The sequence below is a fragment of the Streptomyces lunalinharesii genome, assembly GCF_039532155.1.
GTDB lineage: Bacteria > Actinomycetota > Actinomycetes > Streptomycetales > Streptomycetaceae > Streptomyces > Streptomyces lunalinharesii.
The window spans coordinates 14542-34770 of sequence record NZ_BAAARK010000013.1 but is presented as its reverse complement, the minus strand read 5'-3'; the positions used below and the strand labels follow the sequence as shown (position 1 = coordinate 34770).

Sequence of the window (20229 nt, the reverse complement as noted above, 5' to 3'; positions counted from 1 at the left end):
CGTATCGCGGGGGCTTTCATTGCTTCGATGAGGTGCTAGAGGAGAGCGACGAAGGGATTGGAAGCGCCCATGCTCTCTACCCGCTCCACCGGGGCCTGCTCGGATGCCGTTGGACAGGCGGCAAGTTGGACAACCGAGGCGCGCTTCACCACCCGCGCCGGGACGCCCGGCTGGGAGTCCTCGGAACGGTCACTGCGGAGCGTGAAAACGGTGGCCGGGCGGCCGGTCTTCCCGGACCGGTCGACGGTTACGAAGATATCGGGCAGTGCCTTGACCTCTGCTGCGGTCGCTCCTACGTACGGAAGGATCTGAGAGGACGTGGCCCGGCCGCCGTGCATCTCGATCCGGGTGCGGACTTTCTCCGCCAGGCTGAGCGGCTGCCGCTTGCGAATCGGCGACAAGCTGTCGCCCATTCCCGTGATGCTCACGGCGTCCCGCACTGAGCGGCGCACCAGGGAGAACGCGGCCGACAACATCCCATCCGTGACCATGTCGGAGCATTCGGAGGCGGCCAGGCATGCCGCAACCCTGAGTGTCTGTTCTGCGGTCCGCTCGATGAACACGGCCTGCCCCTCGGGCAGGGTCTCTCCCAGGATGCGGGCGTACCGGCGCACGATCCTCCACATCGGACGGGCGTCCTCGGAGAGAGCGATCATGCGGGGGCGGGCGGTGGCCCACATCAAACCGCACATCGGTGACAAGAAGCTGAACGAGATCACCGACGACACGTTGAATGACCTGTACCGGATGCTGGAGTCGGCGCCGTGCCCGACCAACAAGGGCAAGCCCTTGGGGGCCAAGTCCGTGCGGCACGTGCACAACATCCTGTCCGGCGCGCTCGGTGCGGCCGTGCCCAAGCTGATACCGAGCAATCCGGCCGCCACCGCCAACCCGCCCACGGGTCGGGAGATCCGGGCCCAGGAACGCGACTTCCCCACCCTCGACGACGGCGGGACCACCCGGTTCCTGTCCTCGGTGTGGGAGCCGCGCGGCAACCGGGCCTGTGACGGTGGCCTGACCCATCACTGCCTGCGGGATGCTCCGCTGTGGACCGTCTACGCCGCCACCGGAGTGCGGCGCAGTGAAGCCCTGGGAATGAAGTGGTCCCTCATCAACTGGGATGAGGGCTCCATCGAACTGGGCTGGGTCGTGGTCGAGGAAGGCAACGCCTACCGGCTGCGGAAGCTCACCAAAGACGGCGACGCCAACGCCTTGATCTACGTGGACCAGTCCGTGATGAACGTCCTCAAGTGGCAGAGAGCGCGAAAGGAAGTCGAGCGGGAACATCTCGGGGCGGTCTGGACGGATCATGACCTCGTGTTCGCCCGTGACGGCTTCAAGCTCTACCGGGGCGAAGCGGGCGGCCCGCAGGACCCCGAGAAGGTCTCGGCACGGTGGCGGACTCTCCGGAACCGGTTGCACCTGCCGGATGACTTCCGGATCCACGACTGGAGGCACAGCAAGGTCACTAACGATCTGGAGGCCGGGGAGAACCCCGTAGAGGTCTCCGCCAACGTCCGGCATCACTCGCCGGGCTACACCATGGCCCGCTACGGCCACAGCAGGAAGAACGGAGCCCGGAAGCTCGCCGCCTCCGGAGCCAACAGGCTCGGCCTGTCATCCCTGGTCTGACCTGGGGAATCTCTGGGCCGTTGGTCACGTGGTTGGTCACGCCACTGCCCAGAAAAGCAGAAAACCCCTGATGGACAGGGGTCTCAGCTGGTGTCCGAGGGGGGACTTGAACCCCCACGCCCGATAAAGGGCACTAGCACCTCAAGCTAGCGCGTCTGCCATTCCGCCACCCGGACAAGGTGTCTGTCGTTGCGACCTCCGGGCCGTTCCGACGAGGAAAACAATAGCAAACGTTCAGGGGTGGTCGATCACCCCCGGTCCGGGGCCGCCGCGCGGCTGTGACCAGGGCATGTCGGGGACATTGCGGCCTTGGGCGGAGCGGGTGCGGGGTGGAGGATGGCGGTGGACCCCGCCGCGGGGTGCCCTCGGACGCCGCCGCGGCCGTGAACCAACAGGAGGCAGTGTGAGCCAGCTCCGCGAGCGAACGACGGAGAGGTGCGAGGCCCGTGCATGCGGGGCCGGACGAAGCGAGGTTTCGGCATGAGCGAGGCGCAGCCGTCCCGCACGGTCACCGGTGAGGACGAGGTGGTCGACCTCTGTCGGGACCTGATCAGGATGGACACCAGCAACTACGGGGACCACTCGGGACCGGGGGAGCGCGTCGCCGCCGAGTACGTCGCGGAGAAGCTCGCCGAGGTCGGCCTGGAGCCGCAGATCTTCGAGTCGCACAAGGGCCGGGCGTCGACCGTCGCGCGGATCGAGGGCGCGGACCGGTCGCGGCCGGCCCTGCTGATCCACGGGCACACCGACGTGGTGCCGGCCAACGCCGACGACTGGACCCACCACCCGTTCTCCGGGGAGATCGCCGACGGGTGCGTGTGGGGCCGCGGCGCGGTCGACATGAAGGACATGGACGCGATGACGCTCGCCGTCGTGCGGGACCGGCTGCGCACGGGCCGCAAGCCGCCGCGGGACATCGTGCTGGCGTTCCTCGCGGACGAGGAGGCCGGCGGCACCTACGGCGCGCGGTACCTCGTCGACCACCACCCCGAGTTGTTCGAGGGGGTGACCGAGGCGATCAGCGAGGTCGGCGGGTTCTCCTTCACCGTCAACGAGAACCTGCGGCTGTACCTGGTGGAGACGGCCCAGAAGGGCATGCACTGGATGAAGCTGACCGTGGCCGGCTCGGCCGGGCACGGTTCGATGATCCACCGGGACAACGCCATCACCGAACTGTCCGAGGCCGTGGGGAGGTTGGGCCGGCACGAGTTCCCGGTGCGGGTGACCAAGACGCTGCGGGCCTTCCTGGACGAGCTCGGGGACGCGCTGGGCACCGAGCTGGACCCGGAGAACATGGACGCCACGCTGGCCAAGCTCGGCGGCATCGCCAAGCTGATCGGCGCGTCGCTGCGGAACACCGCCAACCCCACGCAGCTGGGCGCCGGTTACAAGATCAACGTGATTCCGGGCGAGGCCACCGCCCACGTCGACGGCCGCTTCCTGCCCGGGTACGAGGAGGAGTTCCTGGCGGACCTGGACCGGATCCTCGGGCCGCGGGTCAAGCGCGAGGACATCCACGCGGACAAGGCGCTGGAGACCACGTTCGACGGCGCCCTGGTGGACGCGATGCAGTCGGCGCTCCAGGCCGAGGACCCGATCGCCCGGGCCGTGCCGTACATGCTCTCCGCGGGGACCGACGCCAAGTCCTTCGACGACCTGGGCATCCGCGGGTTCGGGTTCGCCCCCCTGAAGCTGCCGCCGGAGCTGGACTTCGCCGGGATGTTCCACGGGGTGGACGAGCGGGTGCCGGTGGACGGGCTGAAGTTCGGGGTGCGGGTGCTCGACCGGTTCATCGAGCAGAGCTGAGCGCGGCGCACCGCAGCGCGCCGGACGGAGAGGAAAGCACGTTCGGCCGGGGGAGGGGTGTGCGGGCGCGCGTGCGGCCGGCGGCGACGTCGACGGTGGGTCGCGCGTCCGCGTGCGCAGCGGTCGGCGGCTTCCTTGCGAGGTCGTGCGGGCCGGGAGCCGGCCCGCACGGCGCCGGGCGAAGAGTGTGAAGTCGAGGTGAACTTCCTGCCTTTCGCAGTGGCTTCGCTGAAAAGGGTGAATGCCGCGATGTGTTCGTAGCTTCAACGCCACGGCCTTCGTTGATCAGACTGCGGTCCGCGGCTGGGACCGCATTGCCTACTAGGAGGAACCATGATCAAGAAGGTCGTCGCCGCTGCCGCGATCGCCGGTGGAGTCGTCATCGCGGGTGCCGGCCTGGCCGTTGCCGATTCCGGCGCCCAGGGTGCTGCGGTGCACTCCCCGGGTGTGGTCTCCGGCAACGTCGTCCAGGTCCCGGTGCACATTCCCGTCAACGCGTGCGGCAACACGATCTCCGTGATCGGCCTGCTGAACCCGGCCTTCGGCAACACCTGCCTGAACGGCTGACGTTACCGATGACAACTCCGGCCCGTTGAGGGCCGGCCCGGTCCGGCTCCGGAATGTCCTTGCGGCATTCCGGAGCCGCTGGGCATTTTCGCGGCCGGGTGCATCCTCCACCTGAGGCGGTCCGCGGAGCGTGACGCTCACCTCCGCCGGCCGCCACCCGCCGCATTCCTGTAAGGCACAAGGCAGGGGAAGACTATGAGGCAGGTCGCACGAAAAGGCCTGATCACCATGGCGGCCGCAGGCGGCATGCTCGCCATGGCCGCCGGATACGCCCAAGCGGACTCCAACGCCGCGGGCGGTACGGCACATTCGCCGGGGGTCGGGTCGGGCAACACCGTCCAGGCCCCGATCGACGTCCCGGTCAACGTGTGCGGCAACACCGTCGACGTGGTCGGCGTGCTCAACCCGGCGTTCGGCAACCACTGCGCGAACGGCTCCGGCGGTCGGCACGCCAGCGGCCACGGGCGGGCGCACGACCAGGGGGGCACGCACCGGGGGACGTCCGGTGGGCACGGCGGGGCGACCGCCGTGGGCGGGGCGCAGGGTTCGCCCGGCGTCGCGTCCGGCAACACCGTCCAGGCGCCGATCGACGTTCCGGTCAACGTGTGCGGCAACAGCGTCGACGTGGTCGGCGCGCTCAACCCGTCCTTCGGTAACGACTGCGCCAACACCGCACCGTCGGGCCCGGGACGCCCGCACCACCCCGGACACCCGTCACAGCCCGGGCACCCGTCCCACCCGGGGCACCCTTCGCACCCCGGCCAGCCGTCGGAGCCCGGTACCCCGGGTACCCCCGGTACTCCCGGTCACCCGGGTACCCCGCACCAGCCGGGGACGCCGCACCAGCCCGGCAGCCCGCACGAGCCGCGGTCGTCCACCCCGCAGACGCCGGACGTCCCGGGCGTGCGGACGCAGACCGCCGGTGCTCCGCACGCCCGGATGGTGACGCCGGAGCACGGGGAGCAACTGGCGCACACCGGCGCCGGGGCCCTCGGGTACGCGATCCCGGCCAGTGCCGGCCTGCTGCTCGGCGGCGCCGTCCTCTACCGGCGGGCGCGCACCGCCCGTAGCTGAGCGGCGACCCCCGTGTGACAGCACGACGGAGCGGGCCCCGTACCTGATCGGGGCCCGCTCTGCTGCGATCACGCGCTCTCGGCACTCACCAGGTGGCGCGGAGCTGTCGGATGATCCGGCGGCGCAGCCGCACCCGACGGCTGCCGTCGGGATTGAGACGAAGTCGGTCCAACTCCCAGTGTCCGTACTCGGCGTGGTCGGTCAGCAGGCGGGTGGCGGCCTTGCGGGAGACGCCCCGAGGCACGTACACATCGCAGAATTCGTATTCCGGCATCGCATCTATTGTGCGGGACCGGCCCCGGTACGGATAGCGTCTGCACTATGTCTGATGCTGCGCAGCCTTCCGCTGCCGAGGTACGTGCCGCCGCTGAGGCGGTCAAAGCCGCGCTGGACCGTCACCTCGACGCGGTCGAGCGCCGCTCGGGGCCGGAGGACCCGGCCGTCTACGCCGCGTTCGACGAAGTCGCCGCGGCCGCTGAGGCCTATGACGAGCTGCTCTACGACGCCTACGACGAGGTCACCCCCTTCGAGATCCCCGGGAACGACGCCCTGCCCGCCTACGCGGGCCCCGAGGAGCCGAGCGCGCTGAGCGTGCTCATCCGGCGCGACTACACCGTCGCGAAGCCGCAGCGCCTGCTGCATCAGGCACAGCGCATCGCGGCGCTGGACCCGGACGCCGCCAGCGACGCGACCGGCCGCGCCGCCGACGCCGCCGCGGTGGTCGGCAGCAGCGTCCACGCCGCGCTGGGGGTGCTCTTCGGTGAGTACGAACCGGACGAGATCGCCTCCCGGCACCGGGAGTTCGGCCTGGAGGAGGGCGACTCCACGCTGTGGGTGGCGGCCGCGGACGAACCGGCGGAGCCGGGGGAGTGGCTCGCCGCGCCGTTCGACCACGCGGATCCGCAGCGGGTGGTGTGCCGCTTCGACGTCAGCTCGGTCTTCGACGAGGAACTCGACGACGACGATGACGAGGACGACCTCCTGGAGCCGGCCGACCGGACCCGGTGAGGCGCGGCGCGGCGGGCCCGCGGGACGGACGGCCGGTGTGCCGTCGCCCCGCGGGCCCTTCGCTGCTCGGGGTGCGTGCGGTCAGCCCGCCGTCGGGTCCGCCGTCTGCTCCTCGGCCTGCGACCGCAGCAGCGTCCGCAGCCGGGTGGTCCGCTCCTTGTGGGGCAGTTCGGCGACCGCCCGGGCGAGCGCCTGGTCCACGCCCTGGACCACCGACAGGTGCTGCTCGCCGCGGCTGAAGGCGGTGTGGACCCAGGCGCGGGTCAGTCCGCCGGCGGCGTCGCCGGGCAGCACCACGACCGCGGCGGGCCAGCGCGAGCCGGCCGCCTGGTGGGCGGTGAGCGCCCAACCGTGCCGGACGGCGCCCGACTCCACCTCCTCGCGGGGGACGACCACGGCGGTGCCCTCGCAGTCGAGGCGCAGGCCCTCGGCGTCGGCGCCGGTGACCGTGCCGGTCAGCGTCCGGCCCAGGGCCGGGGCGTAGGCCACGCGGTCGCCGGAGTCGAAGCCGCCGAACCGGCCGGGGCCCGGGTTGAGGCGCTCCTTGAGCGCGGCGTTCAGCGCGCGGGTGCCGGCGGCGCCGCCGTGGCCGACGGTGATGACCTGCGTCTGGTCGGCGGGGATGCCCAGCGCCCGGGGCACCGAGTCGGCGACCAGCTGGACGGTGCGGTGCACCGCCTCGCCGGCGTCGCGGACCGGGACCGTCACCACCTCCTTGCCGGGCGCCTCGACCGCGTCGAACTCGCCGACGCCGATGCCCGACACCAGCTCGCCGATCGGGCCGAAGTCCGGGGTGCGGGAAGCGACCTGGGGGCAGAAGCGGGACTGCAGGACGTCCTGGAAGAGCCGGCCGGGGCCGGCGGACCACAGGCCGCCTGGGTCGCCGCTGAGCACCAGGCGCGTCCCGTCGGACAGCGACTCGACGAGCACGGCGGCGGTGTCCAGGTCGAGCTGCGGGGCGTCCAGCACCACGAGGAGGTCGAGGGCGAGCGCGCCGTCGGCGTCCCGGCCCGGGCCCTCCTGGCCGGACAGCAGGCCGGCGACGGTCACCGCGGCGTCCGCCCCGGCCGGCTCGTCGGCGGCGCCGTCCGCCGCGGCCTCGGCGAGGTGCGCGGCCAGCCGTCGGCGGCCGTCCGCGGTGTGGGTCGCGCCGAGCGCCCGCAGCCCGAGGGCGCGGGCCGCGGTGATCAGCGCGGCGGGTTCGGCGCGGGCCGCCTCGCCGCCGGTGTGCGTCGTCAGGCCGCTGGAGGCGACGGTCTGGATCAGCTCGGCGGCGGAGGCCGACGGGGCGGCCGTCGCGACGGCCGCCCAGGCGCCGGCGGAGGGGCGGACGCGGGTGTCCGCCGTGTCGTCCGCCGCGCCGTCCTCCGGGGTGGCGGCTCCGGGGCCGTCCTCGGTCGCGGTGTCCTGGGGCGCCGTGGCGTCGGCGTCGGCGTCGGCGTTGGTGCCGGCCTCGGCGGCGTCGGTGGTGGCGCCCGGCACGGGGGTCGTCGGCTCGTCCGCCGGCCGTTCGAAGGTGTTCAGCAGCCGGGCCAGGCCGTCGGCGACGCTCTCCTCGGCCATCGCGAGCCGGTCCAGGCCGAGCAGGACGCGGACCGGCTGCTCCTCGTCGTCGTCCGCGGCGGCCCGGGCGCGGCCCGGGGTCTCCAGCGCGTCCTGGAAGACCAGCACCGCGCCGTCCGCGATGGCGCCCTGCAGGGCCTCGTCCGGGTCGGGTACGGCGCGCTGGGCGAGGGCGGTGCGCAGCGCGGACGCCTCCAGGGCGGAGTGGCCGGCGAGGGCGGCCTGCTCCAGCAACCAGCCGATCAGTGCCTGGGCGCGCCGCTCGTCGCCCGGTCCGCAGGCGGCGCCGAGCAGGGCCCGGGCGAAGCCGTCGGCCTGCTCGGGGCGGACGCCGGGGACCGCGAGCAGCTGCCAGGGATCCTCGGTCAGTGCCTCGGCGGCCTGCTGGCCGAGCGTCTCCGCGGCCCGCTGCGCGAGCGCTTCGGGGGCGCCGCCGGCCGCGAGCACCTGCCGCACGCCCTCGATGCCGGGGGCCGGGGCGACGGCGGGGCGGGCCGGGGGGAGCGCGGGAGCGGGCGCGGCGTCCCGGGCGGCGGGCTCGGGTGCGGTCGGACGGGTCGGGGCGGGCGGTGGCCCGGCGGGGTGCGGGGCGGTGGCCGCGGGAGCCGGGCCCGCCGGGGTCGACTGCCCGGCCGGGCCCGGGCCTTCCGTCCCGCCGGTCGCGGGGCGGGCGGCGGGTGCGGCGGGCTTGCCGGCCCGCGGGGCCTCGGCGAAGAACGACGCGGCGGAGCGCTCTCCGCTCTCCACGGCCCGCACCGCCGCCGCCAGCGCCGCCACCGAGGCGGCGGGGCCGGACTGGGGGGCGCCCTCGGCGCCGGCCGCGTTGCCGGCCGTGCCGACCGCCTGGTCACCGGGCGCGGCAGCCTCCTGCTCGGGCGGGTTGTCGCCGGCGCGGTCGGTACTCACAGCGTGCTCCAGTCGTGGTCGGGATAGTGGTGCACCGGAGCCGACACATCGTCCAGCGCCCGGCGGATCTCGTCAGGAAGACTAAGCGCCTCCACTGACAATGCGGCTCTGAGCTGCTGCGCGGTGCGGGCGCCGAGGAGCGGGGCGGTGACGCCCGGGCGGTCGCGGATCCAGGAGAGCGCGACGTGCAGGGGCGTGACGGCGAGTCCGTCGGCGGCCGTGGCGACCGCGTCGACGACCCGGCTCGCGGTGTCGTCCAAATAGGGCGCGACGAACGGCGCGAGGTGGTCCGAGGCGCCGCGGGAGTCGGCGGGAGTGGCGTGGCGGTACTTGCCGGTGAGCACGCCGCGGCCGAGCGGGGACGAGGGCAGCACGCCGATGCCCAGGTCCCGGGCGGCGGGCAGCACTTCGCGCTCGACGCCGCGCTGGACGAGGGAGTACTCCATCTGCGTGCTCGCCAGCCGGTTGCGGACGTCGGGGGCGGCCAGTTGCCAGGTGGCGGCCTTGGCGAGCTGCCAGCCGGAGAAGTTCGCCAGGCCCACGTAGCGCGCCCGGCCGGTCGTGACCGCCAGGTCGAGCGCCTGGAGGGTCTCCTCCAGCGGGGTGCGCGGATCGAAGGCGTGCAGCTGCCAGAGGTCCACGTAGTCGGTGCCCAGGCGGGCGAGGGAGGCGTCCAGGGCGGTGAGCAGGTGGCGGCGCGAGCCGTCGACCCGGCGGTCCGCGGCGAGGACGCTGCCGGCCTTGGTGGCGATGACGAGGTCGGGGCGCGGCACCAGCCCCTGGAGCAGCCGGCCGAGGAGGTACTCGGCGCCGCCGTCGGCGTAGATGTCGGCGGTGTCGACGAGGGTGCCGCCGGCCTCCCAGAACGTCTTGAGCTGCTCCGCGGCGTCCTGTTCGCCGGTGTCGCGTGCCCAGTTCAGGGTGCCCAGCCCGAGGCGGGACACGCGCAGGCCCGTGCGGCCGAGGTGCCTTTGCTCCATGCGCCCAGACACTACGCGCCGTGCCGCACGATCAGGGGACCTGTGGACAACGGCACCGCGACGGCTCCAGGACCGGCCGCCGCCCACCGATGACGGCCCCCGCACCCGCGCGCTAGAGTCCCCGGAACAGCGACGTTACTGATGGGTAAGGGGAGCGGTATGAGGCTTGGCATCAACCTCGGTTACTGGGGCGCCGGCATGGACTCCGACAATCTCGCGGTGGCGCAGGAGGCCGACCGCCTCGGTTACGCGGTCTGCTGGGCGGCCGAGGCGTACGGCTCCGACGCCCCCACGGTGCTGTCCTGGGTGGCCGCGCAGACCGAGCGGATCGACGTCGGCTCGGCGATCTTCCAGATCCCGGCCCGCACGCCGGCGATGACCGCGATGACCGCGGCGACCCTGGACTCGCTCTCCGGCGGTCGCTTCCGGCTCGGCCTGGGCGTCTCCGGCCCGCAGGTCTCCGAGGGCTGGTACGGCGTGAAGTTCGACAAGCCGCTGGCCCGCACCCGTGAGTACGTGGAGATCGTCCGCAAGGCGATGACCCGCGAGCGGCTGTCCTACGAGGGCCAGCACTGGACGCTCCCGCTGCCGGACGGCCCGGGCAAGCCGCTCAAGCTCACCGTCCACCCGCAGCGCGAGCACATCCCGCTCTACATCGCCGCGATCGGGCCCAAGAACCTCCGGCAGACCGGTGAGATCGCCGACGGCGCGCTGCTGATCTTCCCCTCCGCCGACCACCTGGAGGAGACCGCCCTTGGCCACCTGCGGGCGGGCCGGGAGGCGGCCGGCGCGACGATGGACGGCTTCGACGTCTGCCCCACCCTCCCGCTGGCGGTCGGCGCGGACGCGGACGTCAGCGCGCTCGCCGACCAGTTCCGCCCGTACACCGCGCTGTACGTCGGCGGCATGGGCAGCCGGAAGCAGAACTTCTACAACCAGCTGGCGCAGCGGATGGGGTACGAGAAGGAGGCCGCCGAGATCCAGGACAAGTACCTGTCCGGTGACAAGGCCGGCGCCGCCGCGGCGATCCCCGAGCGGCTCATCGACCAGACCACCCTGCTCGGTTCGGTCGACCGGATCGCCGAGCGGATGCAGGCGTACGCGGCGGTCGGCGTGACCACCCTGACGCTCGCTCCGGCCGGTTTCACCCTCGACGAGCGGGTGGCCTCGCTGCGTGCGGGCGTCGAGGCGCTGGAGCGCGCCGGCCTGGCGTAACCCCCCCCGACGTCCGGGACGCGCGAAGGCCCGGTGCCTGGGCACCGGGCCTGTCGGGGAGCACTGCGGCCGTGGTGGGGGCTCGGGGGTCTTCCCCGCCACGGCCGTCACGAACTCAACGGCTCAGCCGCAGGCGGGTTACGGGCCCGGCGTCGACCCGGTCAGGCGAACGGGCGCACGGGGCACCGCCCCCGGTTGCCCGCGCCGGAACACGGTATTTGGCTTTCCGATTACGGGCGTGTCCGTTCGGAGGTGACGCTGATGTTCTCGGCCAGGAGCCTGTTCCAGGAGATCGTCGACAACGACGCCTCCTACCGCCTCTTCTGCTCCATCGCGGCCAGCGGAGAGGCCCAAGGGGGTTGGGAGAACGGCCGGATCGCCGCGCTGCTCCCGACGTCCCAGCGCGCGCTGGCGCCCAAGGTCGCCCGGCACGGCGCCGACGAGGACAAGCACGGCCGGATCTTCCACGCCCTTCTTCGCAAGCGCGGCCTGACGCCCGTCGAGGTCCCGGCGGCCACCGACTACACCGTGCTGCTGGAGCGCCGCGGCGTCGGACTGGCCCACGCCAAGCTCCACCGCGAGGAGCCGCTCACCGAACGGGACGTCATCACCTACCTCGCCCACAGCCGGGTCACCGAACAGCGCGCGGCCGAGCAGATGCTGCTGCTGCGCAGGTTCTTCGGCGACCACCCCGAGGTCGGCCGGGCGGTCACGATGATCTGCCGCGACGAGGAGAACCACCTCGCCTACTGCCACGAGGAGCTGCTGCGCCTGGCCCGGGCCGGGCACGGGCGGACCATCCAGCGGAGCCTTCGGGAGTGCGCGCTCGCGGAGATCGCCGTGCACCGGGACGTCAGCCTGGCCGTCATGGCGCACATGGGCCGCCTGCTGCGCTGGCGGCCGCTGAAGTCCGCGCTGCTCACGGCCGGGATCACGGTCCACTACGGCTACGAGCGGCTGCTCGGCTGGCGGCGGATGGTCCGCCTAGCCATGCCCGAGCGGCGCGACGCGCTGGGCGGTCCGGCCACCACCGCACCGGAGTCGGCCTGACCGGCGTGCCGGGCCGGGCGCCTCACAGCCAGCCGCGGCGCTTGAACAACCGGTAGAGCGACACCTCGATGACGGCCATCAGCAGCAGGATCGTCGGATAGCCCAGCGACCAGGACAGTTCCGGCATGTCGTGGAAGTTCATGCCGTAGATGCCGGCGATCAGCGTCGGCACCGCGGCCAGCGCCGCCCACGCCGAGATCTTGCGCATGTCGTCGTTCTGCCGGACTCCCATCTGCGCCAGATGGGCGGCGAGGATGTCCGACAGCAGCCGGTCCAGGCCCTCCACCGACTCGTTGACGCGGGTGAGGTGGTCGTCGACGTCCCGGAAGAACGGCCGGGCGTGGTCGTGGATGAACGGCACGCGGGTGTCCTGCAGCCGGCTCATCGGGTCGACCAACGGCACGGTGGCCCGGCGGAATTCGAGGACCTCGCGCTTGAACGCGTAGATCTGCGCGGCGGTGTTCCGGGTCTCCCGGCGGATCGGGGCGAACACCTCCGCCTCCAACTCCTCCATGTCCACCTGGAGTTCGCCGGCGACCTCCAGGTAGTGGTCCACCACCGCGTCGCTGACCGCGTACAGCACCGCGCCGGGGCCGTGCCGGAGGATCTCCGGGTGCCGTTCCAACCGCTGCCGGACCGTCGCCAGCGGGCTGGCCGTGCCGTGCCTGACGGTGACCACGAACGAGTCGCCGACGAAGAGCATCAGCTCCGAGGCGGTCACGGTGTCGGCCGTGACGTCGTAGGTGATCGGCTTCAGCACCATGAACAGCGAGTCGTCGTAGACCTCCAGCTTGGGCCGCTGGTGCGCCTTCAGGGCGTCCTCCACGGCCAGCGGATGCAGGCCGAACTCGCTGCTGACCTGGTCGAACTCGTGTTGGGTCGGCTCGTGCATGCCCAGCCACAGGAAGGAGTGGCCCTCCGCCCGGGCCGCGTCCAGCGCGCGGGAGAAGTCCGTCGCGCACTCGCTGCGGCGGCCCTCGCGGTAGATGGCGCAGTCCACGATCACACCAGGCATTCTCGCCCGTCGCCGGGGCCCCTGCCAGGGAAGCGAGCCAGTTGCCGGGGGCCTGCCCTAGGGTTGCGGTCATGCCCACGCTGATCCTGGTGCGGCACGGCCGCTCCACCGCCAACACCTCCGGGATACTCGCCGGTCGGACCCCCGGCGTCGCCCTCGACGAGCGCGGCGCCGCGCAGGCCGCGGCGCTGCCCGCCCGGCTCGCGGGAGTCCCGCTGGCCGCCGCCGTCTCCAGCCCGCTCCAGCGCTGCCTGGAGACCCTGGCGCCGCTGCTGGCCGACCGTCCCGAGCTGCGCCTGGAGACCGACGAACGGATCACCGAGTGCGACTACGGCGACTGGTCGGGCCGCAAGCTCGCCGAGCTGACCGACGAGCCGCTGATGGAGACCGTCCAACAGCACCCCTCCGCGGCCGCCTTCCCCGGCGGCGAGCCGATGCGGGAGATGCAGGCCCGCGCGGTGCATGCGGTGCGGGACTGGAACGCCCGCGTCGAGGAGCGGGCCGGCGCCGAGGCGACCTATCTGATGTGCTCGCACGGTGACATCATCAAGTCCCTGGTCGCGGACGCGCTCGGCATGCACCTGGACCTCTTCCAGCGGATCTCCGTCGAGCCGTGCTCGGTGACCGTGATCCGCTACACCCGGCTCCGCCCCTACCTGGTGCGGCTGGGCGACACCGGTGACCTCGCGTCGCTGCTGCCCCGTGCGGACGGCGGGGCGGGGAGCGAGCGGGACGCGGCCGTCGGGGGCGGTGCGGGCGCAGCGTGATCAGCCGGCGCAGTAGGGTGGTGCGGCGGCGCTGCGACGCCCGTGTGATCCGCGCAGTACCCCGCCGGGTCACCGCGACCGCAGCACCCGCGCTGACCCAGCAGTCGACACAATCGGAGCAGGACGTTGTCCCGTCAGGTGTTCTTCTACGACCTACCGGACCGTTTCGTGGCCGGTACGGTCGGGCTGCCTGGCCGCCGTAGCTTCTTCCTCCAGGCCACCGCGGGCGGTCGGACCACCAGCGTCGCCCTGGAGAAGACGCAGGTGGCGGCGCTCGCCGAGCGGATCGACGAACTGCTGGACGAGGTGGTGCGGCGCAGCGGCGGCAGCGCCCCGGTGCCCGCCGTCTCGCCGTCCGAGATGACCGACACCGCGCCGCTGGAGTCGCCGGTGGAGGAGGAGTTCCGGGTCGGCACCATGGCGCTGGCCTGGGACGGCGAGGACGAGCGGATGATCGTCGAGGCCCAGGCGCTGGTCGAGCTGGAGGCCGACAGCGACGAGGACCTCGCCGACGCCGAGGAGCGGCTGCTCCAGGACGACGAGAACGGCCCGCCGATGCTGCGGGTGCGGTTGACCGGCACCATGGCCCGGGCGTTCGCCAAGCGGGCCCTGGACGTCGTCAACGCCGGCCGCCCGCCGTGCCCGCTGTGCAGCCTGCCGCTCGATCCGGAGGGACACGTATGCCCGCGCCAGAACGGATACCGGCGGGACGCCTGAGCCCCATGGAGCCCACCGTCGAACCGGCCGGCCCGGACGCCGCCCCCACCACCCCGGCGGAGCCCGTCGGCAGCCTGGCGCCGGCGCTGCTCGCCGAGGGCGAGCTGACCGTCCGCGGCCAGATCCAGGACGCCTCCAACGCCGTGCTGTACTGCACCGTCGCGCTCGACGGACGCAGCGCCGCCTGCGTCTACAAGCCGGTCCGCGGCGAGCGCCCGCTGTGGGACTTCCCGGACGGCACGCTCGCCCAGCGCGAGGTCGCCGCGTACGAGGTCTCCCGGGCCTGTGGCTGGGACCTGATCCCCACCACGGTGCTGCGGGACGGCCCCTACGGGACGGGCATGGTCCAGGAGTGGATAGCGCCGCCCGGGGACGGCGACGTGGTGCCGGAGCTGCTGGCGCTGGTCGCGGAGGACGAGCCGGCGCCGGGGTGGAAGGCGGTCGGGCCGGCGGAGATCGGCGCGGGCCGCACCGCGTTGCTGGTCCACGCCGACCACCCGCGGCTGCGCCGGCTGGCCGTCCTGGACGCGGTGATCAACAACGGCGACCGCAAGGGCGGCCACCTGCTTCCCGGTGCCGGCGGCGCCTTCTTCGCGATCGACCACGGTGTGACGTTCAACGCGGCCGACAAGCTGCGCACGCTCCTGTGGGGCTGGGCCGGGGAGCCGCTGACCGACGAGGCGCTGACGGTGCTGCGCGGGGTGCGGACCGAGCTGGCGGACGGTGCGCCGCTCGGCGCCCGGCTGGCCGAACTGATCACGGACGCCGAGCTGGCGGCGCTGCGGGCGCGGGTGGACGGGCTGCTGAGCAGCGGGCGGCATCCGGAGCCGAGCGGGGAGTGGCCGGCCATTCCGTGGCCGCCGGTCTGAGCCCGGCGCCACCGGGCCCCGGTGCCCGCGCCGGCTCCACCGGAGCGGCTGGCGCACGTGCTGCCGCTCGCGCCTGGCACATCCGGCCGCGGAACACAAGACCGCCTTTCCGGCCAGAGAGCCCCCTCCGGTTCGTATGCGGAACATCCGTCCGGTTACGCTCAAGGCATGCATGCATGGCCCGCTTCTGAGGTCCCCGCCCTGCCCGGTCAGGGCCGCGACCTGAGGATCCACGACACCGCGACCGGCGGACGGGTAACCCTCGCCCCCGGTCCCGTCGCCCGTATCTACGTCTGCGGCATCACGCCGTACGACGCCACCCACATGGGGCACGCGGCGACCTACAACGCGTTCGACCTCGTTCAGCGCGTGTGGCTCGACACGAAGCGTCAGGTGCACTACGTGCAAAACGTCACCGACGTCGACGACCCCTTGCTGGAGCGGGCGGTGGCGACCGGCGACGACTGGACCGTGCTCGCCGAGCGCGAGACCGCCCTGTTCCGCGAGGACATGACGGCGTTGCGGATGCTGCCGCCGCGCCACTACATAGGCGCCGTCGAGGCGATACCCCGCATCGTGCCGCTGGTGGAGCGGCTGCGCGACGCCGGTGCCGCCTACGAGCTGGACGGCGACGTCTACTTCTCGGTCGCGTCCGACGCGCACTTCGGCGAGGTCTCCGGCCTGGACGCCGCGACCATGCGGCTGCTGTCCGCCGAGCGCGGCGGCGACCCGGACCGCGAGGGCAAGAAGAACCCCCTCGACCCGATGCTGTGGATGGCCGCCCGCGACGGCGAACCGAGCTGGGACGGCGGCTCGCTGGGCCGCGGCCGGCCCGGTTGGCACATCGAGTGCGTCGCCATCGCCCTGGAGCACCTCGGCATGGGCTTCGACGTCCAGGGCGGCGGCTCCGACCTCGCCTTCCCGCACCACGAGATGGGCGCCTCGCACGCCCAGGCCCTGACCGGCGAGCACCCCTTCGCCCAGGCGTACGTGCACGCCGGCATGGTGGCCCTGGACGGCGCGAAGATGTCCAAATCCAAGGGCAACCTGGTCTTCGTCTCCGCGCTGCGGCGCGCCGGCACCGACCCGGCCGCGATCCGTCTGGCGCTGCTGGCCCACCACTACCGCAGCGACTGGGAGTGGACCGACGCGGAGCTCACCGAGGCCGAGGCCCGGTTGGCGCGCTGGCGGTCCGCGGTCTCCCGTCCCGACGGGCCGCCGGCGGAGGCGCTCCTGGAGGAGGTCCGCGCGGCGCTCGCCGACGACCTGGACGCGCCGGCGGCGCTGGCCGCGGTGGACCGCTGGGCCGCCGGCCAGCAGGACGGCGGCGGCACGGACGAGGGCGCGCCCGGCCTCGTCTCCCGTGCGGTGGACGCACTGCTGGGCGTGGCGCTGTAAGGACGCCCGGCCGCGACCGGATCGCGTGAGGGGCGCCCCCGCCGGATGGCGGGGGCGCCCCTTCGTCGTGGCCGGCCCGCCGGCGGCCCGCGCGGGGCGGGCCGGGCGGCCGGTCAGTCCTCGGTGCCGGGTTCCGGCGGGCCGTCGCCGGTGGTGCGACCGTCGTCCGGTCCCTGGCCCGGCTCGTCGGCGTCCTCGCCGGTCTCCGGGGCGCCGGGTGCCGTCGGGGGCGCGGCGTCGTCCGACGCCCGGGGTTCGCGCGGCTCCTTGGGCGTGGCGCGCGGGGGACGGGTGCGGCCGCTGGCGGTGTCGCGGAGGTACGAGGCGTCCCGACCGTCGGCGAGGCCGCCCTCGGTCGCCACCCCCGGGCCGTCCTGCGGGTCGCGGCGGCGCAGGTAGCGCTCGAACTCGCGGGCGATGGCCTCGCCGGACGCCTCCGGGAGCTCGGCGGTGTCCCGGGCCTCCTCCAACGACTGGACGTACTCGGCGACCTCGCTGTCCTCGGCGGCGAGTTGGTCCACGCCCAGCTGCCAGGCGCGGGCGTCCTCGGTCAGCTCGCCGAGCGGGATCCGCAGGTCGAGCAGGTCCTCCAGGCGGTTGAGGAGGGCGAGGGTGGCCTTGGGGTTCGGCGGCTGGGAGACGTAGTGTGGCACCGCGGCCCACAGGCTGACCGCCGGGACGCCGGCGTGCGTGCACGCCTCCTGGAGGATGCCGACGATGCCCGTGGGGCCTTCGTAGCGGGACTCCTCCAGGTCCAGCCGGCGGGCCACGTCGGCGTCGGAGGTGACCCCGCTGACCGGCACCGGCCGGGTGTGCGGGGTGTCGCCCAGCAGGGAACCCAGCACCACCACCATCTCGACGCCCAACTCGTGGGCGAAGCCGAGGAGTTCGTTGCAGAACGAGCGCCAGCGCATGCTCGGCTCGATGCCGCGGACCAGGACCAGGTCGCGGGGGTTGCCCTTGCCGTCGGCGTCCGCGATCCGGACGACCGAGAGCCGCGTCGTGGGCCAGGTGATCTTGCGGACGCCGTTCTCCAGGAAGACCGTCGGGCGGTTCACTTGGAAGTCGTAGTAGTCCTCCGCGTCCAGCGCGGCGAAGACCTCGCCCTTCCACTCCCGGTCCAGGTGGGCGACCGCGGCGGAGGCGGCATCGCCGGCGTCGTTCCAGCCCTCGAACGCGGCCACCATGACCGGGTCGATCAGCTCGGGCACCCCCTCCAGCTCGATCACCCAGCCCCTCCTTCCGGCCGGCCCGACCGCCTGGGGCGGCCGCCGGCTGCAGTTCCGTTGCGTGCGTCCCCAAGACTACGGCGTCCGGGGTACCGATCCGCAGCCCCTTTGCGAGCGCGTGTACGGATAGGTCCGAGGTGTTGTGCGGTGGGGTGGGGGGCAGATCGGTCAACCACCCTGGCCGTCCCGGCGGATTCGGGTACGGGGTATGGACGCGGTCTTCGGGGCGGGGCTATACATCGGAGGACCGGGAAAGGTCCGATGTTCTCCCGCGACCTGCGCGTGACACGACATCCCCAGGGGGCGTGCCCATGGCCGGAACCGACACCGTCACCGGGCTGGAGGTCCACGACGTCCGCTTCCCCACCTCCGACCGGCTCCAGGGTTCGGACGCGATGCACCCCGACCCCGACTACTCCGCCGCCTACGTCGTGCTGCGCACCGCCGACGGGTCGGACGGCCACGGCCTGTGCTTCACCCTCGGACGCGGCAACGACGTCGTGGCCGCCGCGGTGCGGGCCCTGGCCCCGTACGTCGTCGGCCACCCCGCCCCGGTCACCGTCGGCCGGCTCGGGGCGCTGCACCGCGCCCTCACCCACGACTCCCAGCTGCGCTGGCTCGGCCCCGAGAAGGGGGTGGCGCAGATGGCCGCCGGGGCGGTGGTCAACGCGGCCTGGGACCTCGCCGCGCGCCGGGCCGGCCGCCCGGTCTGGGAGTTCCTGGCCGGCCTGACGCCCGAAGAGCTGGTCGGGCTGGTCGACTTCCGCTACCTCGCGGACGCGCTGACGCCCGCCGAGGCGCTGGCCCTGCTGCGGGCCGCCGAGCCCGGCCGGGCCGGGCGCACGGCCCGCCTCCAGGCCGAGGGCTACCCCGCCTACACCACCTCGCCCGGCTGGCTCGGCCACGACGACGCCACCCTGGTCCGGCTCGCCGAGGAAGCGGTGGCCGACGGCTTCGCGCAGATCAAGCTGAAGGTGGGCGCCGACCTCGACGACGACCTGCGGCGGCTGCGGCTGGTCCGGGCCGCGGTCGGCCCCGGCGTGCGGATCGCGGTCGACGCCAACCAGCGCTGGGAGGTGGCCGAGGCGGTCCGCTGGATGACCGCGCTGGCGCCCTACGCCCCGCACTGGATCGAGGAGCCGACCAGCCCGGACGACGTCCTGGGGCACGCCGCGGTGCGCGCCGGGCAGCCGGTGAAGGTCGCCACCGGCGAGCACGTCGCCAACCGGGTGGGGTTCAAGCAGCTGTTGCAGGCCGGCGCGGTGGACTTCGTACAGATCGACGCGGCCCGGGTGGCCGGGGTCAACGACAACCTGGCGGTGCTGCTGATGGCCGCGAAGTACGGGGTGCCGGTGTGCCCGCACGCCGGTGGCGTGGGGCTGTGCGAGCTGGTGCAGCACCTGGCGATGTTCGACTACGTGGCGGTGTCCGGGAGTTGGGAGGACCGGGTGATCGAGTACGTCGACCACCTGCACGAGCACTTCACCGATCCGGTGGTCGTCGCCCGCGGCCGCTACCGCGCACCGGCCGCCCCCGGGTTCTCCGCCCGGATGGCGCCGGCGTCGCTGGCCGCGTACCGGTACCCCGACGGGCCGGTGTGGCGGGCCCGCGGTGCGCGCCGGGACGCGGGGGTGCCGGCATGAGCGGGCCCGTCGCGCAGGACTTCGCGGGGCTGGCGGCCCTGGTCACCGGCGGTGGCTCGGGCATCGGGGCGGCCACCGCTGCGCTGCTGCTGGCCCGCGGCGCCCGGGTCGCCGTCGTGGACCGCGACCCCTCGGGGGCGCCGGCCGGGGCGTTGAAGATCGCCGCGGACGTCACCGACGACGCCGGTGTGCGGGCCGCGGTCGCGGTGGTGGTGGCGGAACTGGGCGCCCTGCACGCCCTCGTCGGCAACGCCGGGACCGGCGCCGTCGGCACCGTGGCGGACAACGACGACGAGGAGTGGCAGCACGTCCTGGACGTCAACGTGCTGGGGCTGGTGCGCACCGCCCGGGCCGCGCTGCCGCACCTGCGGCGGGCCGCGGCCGCGGCGCCCGGGGCGGTCTCCATCACGCACACCTGCTCCATCGCCGCCACCGCCGGACTGCCCCGGCGGGCGCTGTACGGCGCGAGCAAGGGGGCGGTGCTGGCGCTGACCCTGGCGATGGCCGCCGACCACCTGCGGGAGGGCATCCGGGTCAACTGCGTCAACCCCGGCACCGCGGACACGCCCTGGGTCGCCCGGCTGCTCGACCGGGCCGACGACCCGGCGGCCGAACGGGCCGCGCTGAACGCCCGTCAACCCATGGGGCGGATGGTCACCGCGGCCGAAGTCGCCGCGGCCATCGTCCACTTGGCGTCCCCGGCCGCCTCCGGCATCACCGGCACCGCGCTGGCCGTGGACGGCGGGATGCAGGGGCTGCGGCCCCGGCCGGCCGGTTGAGCCGCCGCGCC

19 protein-coding genes and 1 tRNA gene are annotated in these 20229 nt (G+C 73.7%); 13 read left to right on the top strand and 7 right to left on the bottom strand.

Translation table 11 applies throughout. From position 1 onward, the window contains the following. Positions 1–35: 35 nt before the first annotated feature. Entirely contained in the window at positions 36–656 is a 621-nt protein-coding gene (locus ABD385_RS20715) for a hypothetical protein (protein WP_344578198.1), read from the bottom strand. On the opposite strand from ABD385_RS20715, the gene ABD385_RS20710 reads away from it, so the two are divergent. Beyond that, positions 655–1632, top strand: coding sequence for a tyrosine-type recombinase/integrase (locus ABD385_RS20710; RefSeq protein ID WP_344578195.1), 978 nt, complete (start codon positions 655–657; stop codon positions 1630–1632). The genes ABD385_RS20715 and ABD385_RS20710 overlap by 2 nt on opposite strands. An 88-nt stretch (positions 1633–1720) precedes the next feature. Here the strand turns inward: ABD385_RS20710 and ABD385_RS20705 are convergent. Then, a tRNA-Leu gene (locus tag ABD385_RS20705) sits at positions 1721–1808 on the bottom strand. Between the two features lie 304 nt (positions 1809–2112). Between ABD385_RS20705 and ABD385_RS20700 the strand changes: the two genes are divergently transcribed. The 3 genes from ABD385_RS20700 to ABD385_RS20690 all read left to right on the top strand — a co-directional run bounded on the left by ABD385_RS20700 (position 2113) and on the right by ABD385_RS20690 (position 5079). After that, entirely contained in the window at positions 2113–3438 is a 1326-nt protein-coding gene (locus ABD385_RS20700; protein WP_344578189.1) for a M20/M25/M40 family metallo-hydrolase, read from the top strand. A gap of 333 nt (positions 3439–3771) precedes the next feature. Further along, complete coding sequence (gene chpH, locus ABD385_RS20695; RefSeq protein ID WP_344578186.1) at positions 3772–4005, top strand: chaplin ChpH; 234 nt, start codon at positions 3772–3774, stop codon at positions 4003–4005. Positions 4006–4233: 228 nt separating this feature from the next. Continuing rightward, complete coding sequence (locus ABD385_RS20690; protein ID WP_344578183.1) at positions 4234–5079, top strand: chaplin; 846 nt, start codon at positions 4234–4236, stop codon at positions 5077–5079. Positions 5080–5164: 85 nt separating this feature from the next. Here the strand turns inward: ABD385_RS20690 and ABD385_RS20685 are convergent, their stop codons facing one another. Beyond that, positions 5165–5353, bottom strand: coding sequence for a DUF5703 family protein (locus ABD385_RS20685; RefSeq protein ID WP_018537156.1), 189 nt, complete (start codon positions 5351–5353; stop codon positions 5165–5167). 47 nt (positions 5354–5400) lie between these two features. On the opposite strand from ABD385_RS20685, the gene ABD385_RS20680 reads away from it, so the two are divergent. Further along, positions 5401–6087 carry a hypothetical protein gene (locus tag ABD385_RS20680; protein ID WP_344578180.1) on the top strand — a complete coding sequence of 229 codons (687 nt, stop codon included), beginning with the start codon at positions 5401–5403 and terminating at the stop codon, positions 6085–6087. Between the two features lie 81 nt (positions 6088–6168). Here ABD385_RS20680 and ABD385_RS20675 read toward each other — a convergent pair whose 3' ends face one another. Further along, positions 6169–8556: a helix-hairpin-helix domain-containing protein gene (locus ABD385_RS20675; protein WP_344578178.1), complete on the bottom strand. Its 2388-nt coding sequence runs from the start codon at positions 8554–8556 to the stop codon at positions 6169–6171. Then, a complete protein-coding gene (locus ABD385_RS20670; protein ID WP_344578177.1) occupies positions 8553–9536 on the bottom strand; it encodes an aldo/keto reductase in 984 nt (327 codons plus the stop codon). Before ABD385_RS20670 ends, ABD385_RS20675 begins: the two co-directional genes overlap by 4 nt. Before the next feature lie 159 nt (positions 9537–9695). Between ABD385_RS20670 and ABD385_RS20665 the strand changes: the two genes are divergently transcribed. Both ABD385_RS20665 and ABD385_RS20660 read left to right on the top strand, forming a co-directional pair. Then, the gene (locus ABD385_RS20665) at positions 9696–10751 is read left to right on the top strand and encodes an LLM class F420-dependent oxidoreductase (RefSeq protein ID WP_344578176.1); all 1056 of its coding nucleotides are present in this window, start codon (positions 9696–9698) and stop codon (positions 10749–10751) included. Between the two features lie 261 nt (positions 10752–11012). Next, positions 11013–11801: a ferritin-like domain-containing protein gene (locus tag ABD385_RS20660; RefSeq protein ID WP_344578174.1), complete on the top strand. Its 789-nt coding sequence runs from the start codon at positions 11013–11015 to the stop codon at positions 11799–11801. Positions 11802–11823: 22 nt separating this feature from the next. On the opposite strand, the gene corA is transcribed toward ABD385_RS20660, so the two are convergent. Then, the gene (gene corA, locus ABD385_RS20655) at positions 11824–12816 is read right to left on the bottom strand and encodes a magnesium/cobalt transporter CorA (RefSeq protein ID WP_344578171.1); all 993 of its coding nucleotides are present in this window, start codon (positions 12814–12816) and stop codon (positions 11824–11826) included. A gap of 71 nt (positions 12817–12887) precedes the next feature. Between corA and ABD385_RS20650 the strand changes: the two genes are divergently transcribed. The 4 genes from ABD385_RS20650 to mshC all read left to right on the top strand — a co-directional run bounded on the left by ABD385_RS20650 (position 12888) and on the right by mshC (position 16567). Next, a complete protein-coding gene (locus ABD385_RS20650) occupies positions 12888–13583 on the top strand; it encodes a histidine phosphatase family protein (protein WP_344578169.1) in 696 nt (231 codons plus the stop codon). A gap of 126 nt (positions 13584–13709) precedes the next feature. Then, positions 13710–14300 carry a DUF3090 domain-containing protein gene (locus tag ABD385_RS20645; RefSeq protein ID WP_016570982.1) on the top strand — a complete coding sequence of 197 codons (591 nt, stop codon included), beginning with the start codon at positions 13710–13712 and terminating at the stop codon, positions 14298–14300. Beyond that, positions 14264–15169: an SCO1664 family protein gene (locus tag ABD385_RS20640; protein ID WP_344578168.1), complete on the top strand. Its 906-nt coding sequence runs from the start codon at positions 14264–14266 to the stop codon at positions 15167–15169. Before ABD385_RS20645 ends, ABD385_RS20640 begins: the two co-directional genes overlap by 37 nt. Before the next feature lie 168 nt (positions 15170–15337). Then, positions 15338–16567, top strand: a complete 1230-nt coding sequence (gene mshC / locus ABD385_RS20635) for a cysteine--1-D-myo-inosityl 2-amino-2-deoxy-alpha-D-glucopyranoside ligase (protein ID WP_344578166.1) — start codon at positions 15338–15340, stop codon at positions 16565–16567. A 113-nt stretch (positions 16568–16680) separates the two neighbouring features. Here the strand turns inward: mshC and ABD385_RS20630 are convergent, their stop codons facing one another. After that, on the bottom strand, positions 16681–17796 hold the full coding sequence (locus ABD385_RS20630) for a PAC2 family protein (RefSeq protein WP_344578164.1): 1116 nt from the start codon (positions 17794–17796) through the stop codon (positions 16681–16683). A 311-nt stretch (positions 17797–18107) separates the two neighbouring features. Here ABD385_RS20630 and ABD385_RS20625 point away from each other — a divergent pair, with 311 nt between their 5' ends. Together ABD385_RS20625 and ABD385_RS20620 are read left to right on the top strand one after the other, a co-directional pair. After that, positions 18108–19439 (top strand): enolase C-terminal domain-like protein, encoded by a 1332-nt coding sequence (locus tag ABD385_RS20625; RefSeq protein ID WP_344578163.1) that lies wholly within the window; start codon positions 18108–18110, stop codon positions 19437–19439. Beyond that, positions 19436–20218, top strand: a complete 783-nt coding sequence (locus ABD385_RS20620) for an SDR family NAD(P)-dependent oxidoreductase (protein ID WP_344578161.1) — start codon at positions 19436–19438, stop codon at positions 20216–20218. The genes ABD385_RS20625 and ABD385_RS20620 overlap by 4 nt, the downstream gene beginning before the upstream one ends. Positions 20219–20229 lie beyond the last annotated feature (11 nt).

Coding starts and splice junctions, on each gene's coding strand:
- ABD385_RS20700 (WP_344578189.1), top strand. CDS start 2,113: ATGAGCGAGGCGCAGCCGTCCCGCACGGTCACCGGTGAGGACGAGGTG.
- ABD385_RS20690 (WP_344578183.1), top strand. CDS start 4,234: ATGGCGGCCGCAGGCGGCATGCTCGCCATGGCCGCCGGATACGCCCAA.
- chpH (WP_344578186.1), top strand. CDS start 3,772: ATGATCAAGAAGGTCGTCGCCGCTGCCGCGATCGCCGGTGGAGTCGTC.
- ABD385_RS20715 (WP_344578198.1), bottom strand. CDS start 656: ATGATCGCTCTCTCCGAGGACGCCCGTCCGATGTGGAGGATCGTGCGC.
- ABD385_RS20685 (WP_018537156.1), bottom strand. CDS start 5,353: ATGCCGGAATACGAATTCTGCGATGTGTACGTGCCTCGGGGCGTCTCC.
- ABD385_RS20660 (WP_344578174.1), top strand. CDS start 11,013: ATGTTCTCGGCCAGGAGCCTGTTCCAGGAGATCGTCGACAACGACGCC.
- ABD385_RS20670 (WP_344578177.1), bottom strand. CDS start 9,536: ATGGAGCAAAGGCACCTCGGCCGCACGGGCCTGCGCGTGTCCCGCCTC.
- ABD385_RS20680 (WP_344578180.1), top strand. CDS start 5,401: ATGTCTGATGCTGCGCAGCCTTCCGCTGCCGAGGTACGTGCCGCCGCT.
- mshC (WP_344578166.1), top strand. CDS start 15,338: ATGCATGCATGGCCCGCTTCTGAGGTCCCCGCCCTGCCCGGTCAGGGC.
- ABD385_RS20650 (WP_344578169.1), top strand. CDS start 12,888: ATGCCCACGCTGATCCTGGTGCGGCACGGCCGCTCCACCGCCAACACC.
- ABD385_RS20625 (WP_344578163.1), top strand. CDS start 18,108: ATGGCCGGAACCGACACCGTCACCGGGCTGGAGGTCCACGACGTCCGC.
- ABD385_RS20665 (WP_344578176.1), top strand. CDS start 9,696: ATGAGGCTTGGCATCAACCTCGGTTACTGGGGCGCCGGCATGGACTCC.
- ABD385_RS20710 (WP_344578195.1), top strand. CDS start 655: ATGCGGGGGCGGGCGGTGGCCCACATCAAACCGCACATCGGTGACAAG.
- ABD385_RS20640 (WP_344578168.1), top strand. CDS start 14,264: ATGCCCGCGCCAGAACGGATACCGGCGGGACGCCTGAGCCCCATGGAG.
- ABD385_RS20620 (WP_344578161.1), top strand. CDS start 19,436: ATGAGCGGGCCCGTCGCGCAGGACTTCGCGGGGCTGGCGGCCCTGGTC.
- corA (WP_344578171.1), bottom strand. CDS start 12,816: ATGCCTGGTGTGATCGTGGACTGCGCCATCTACCGCGAGGGCCGCCGC.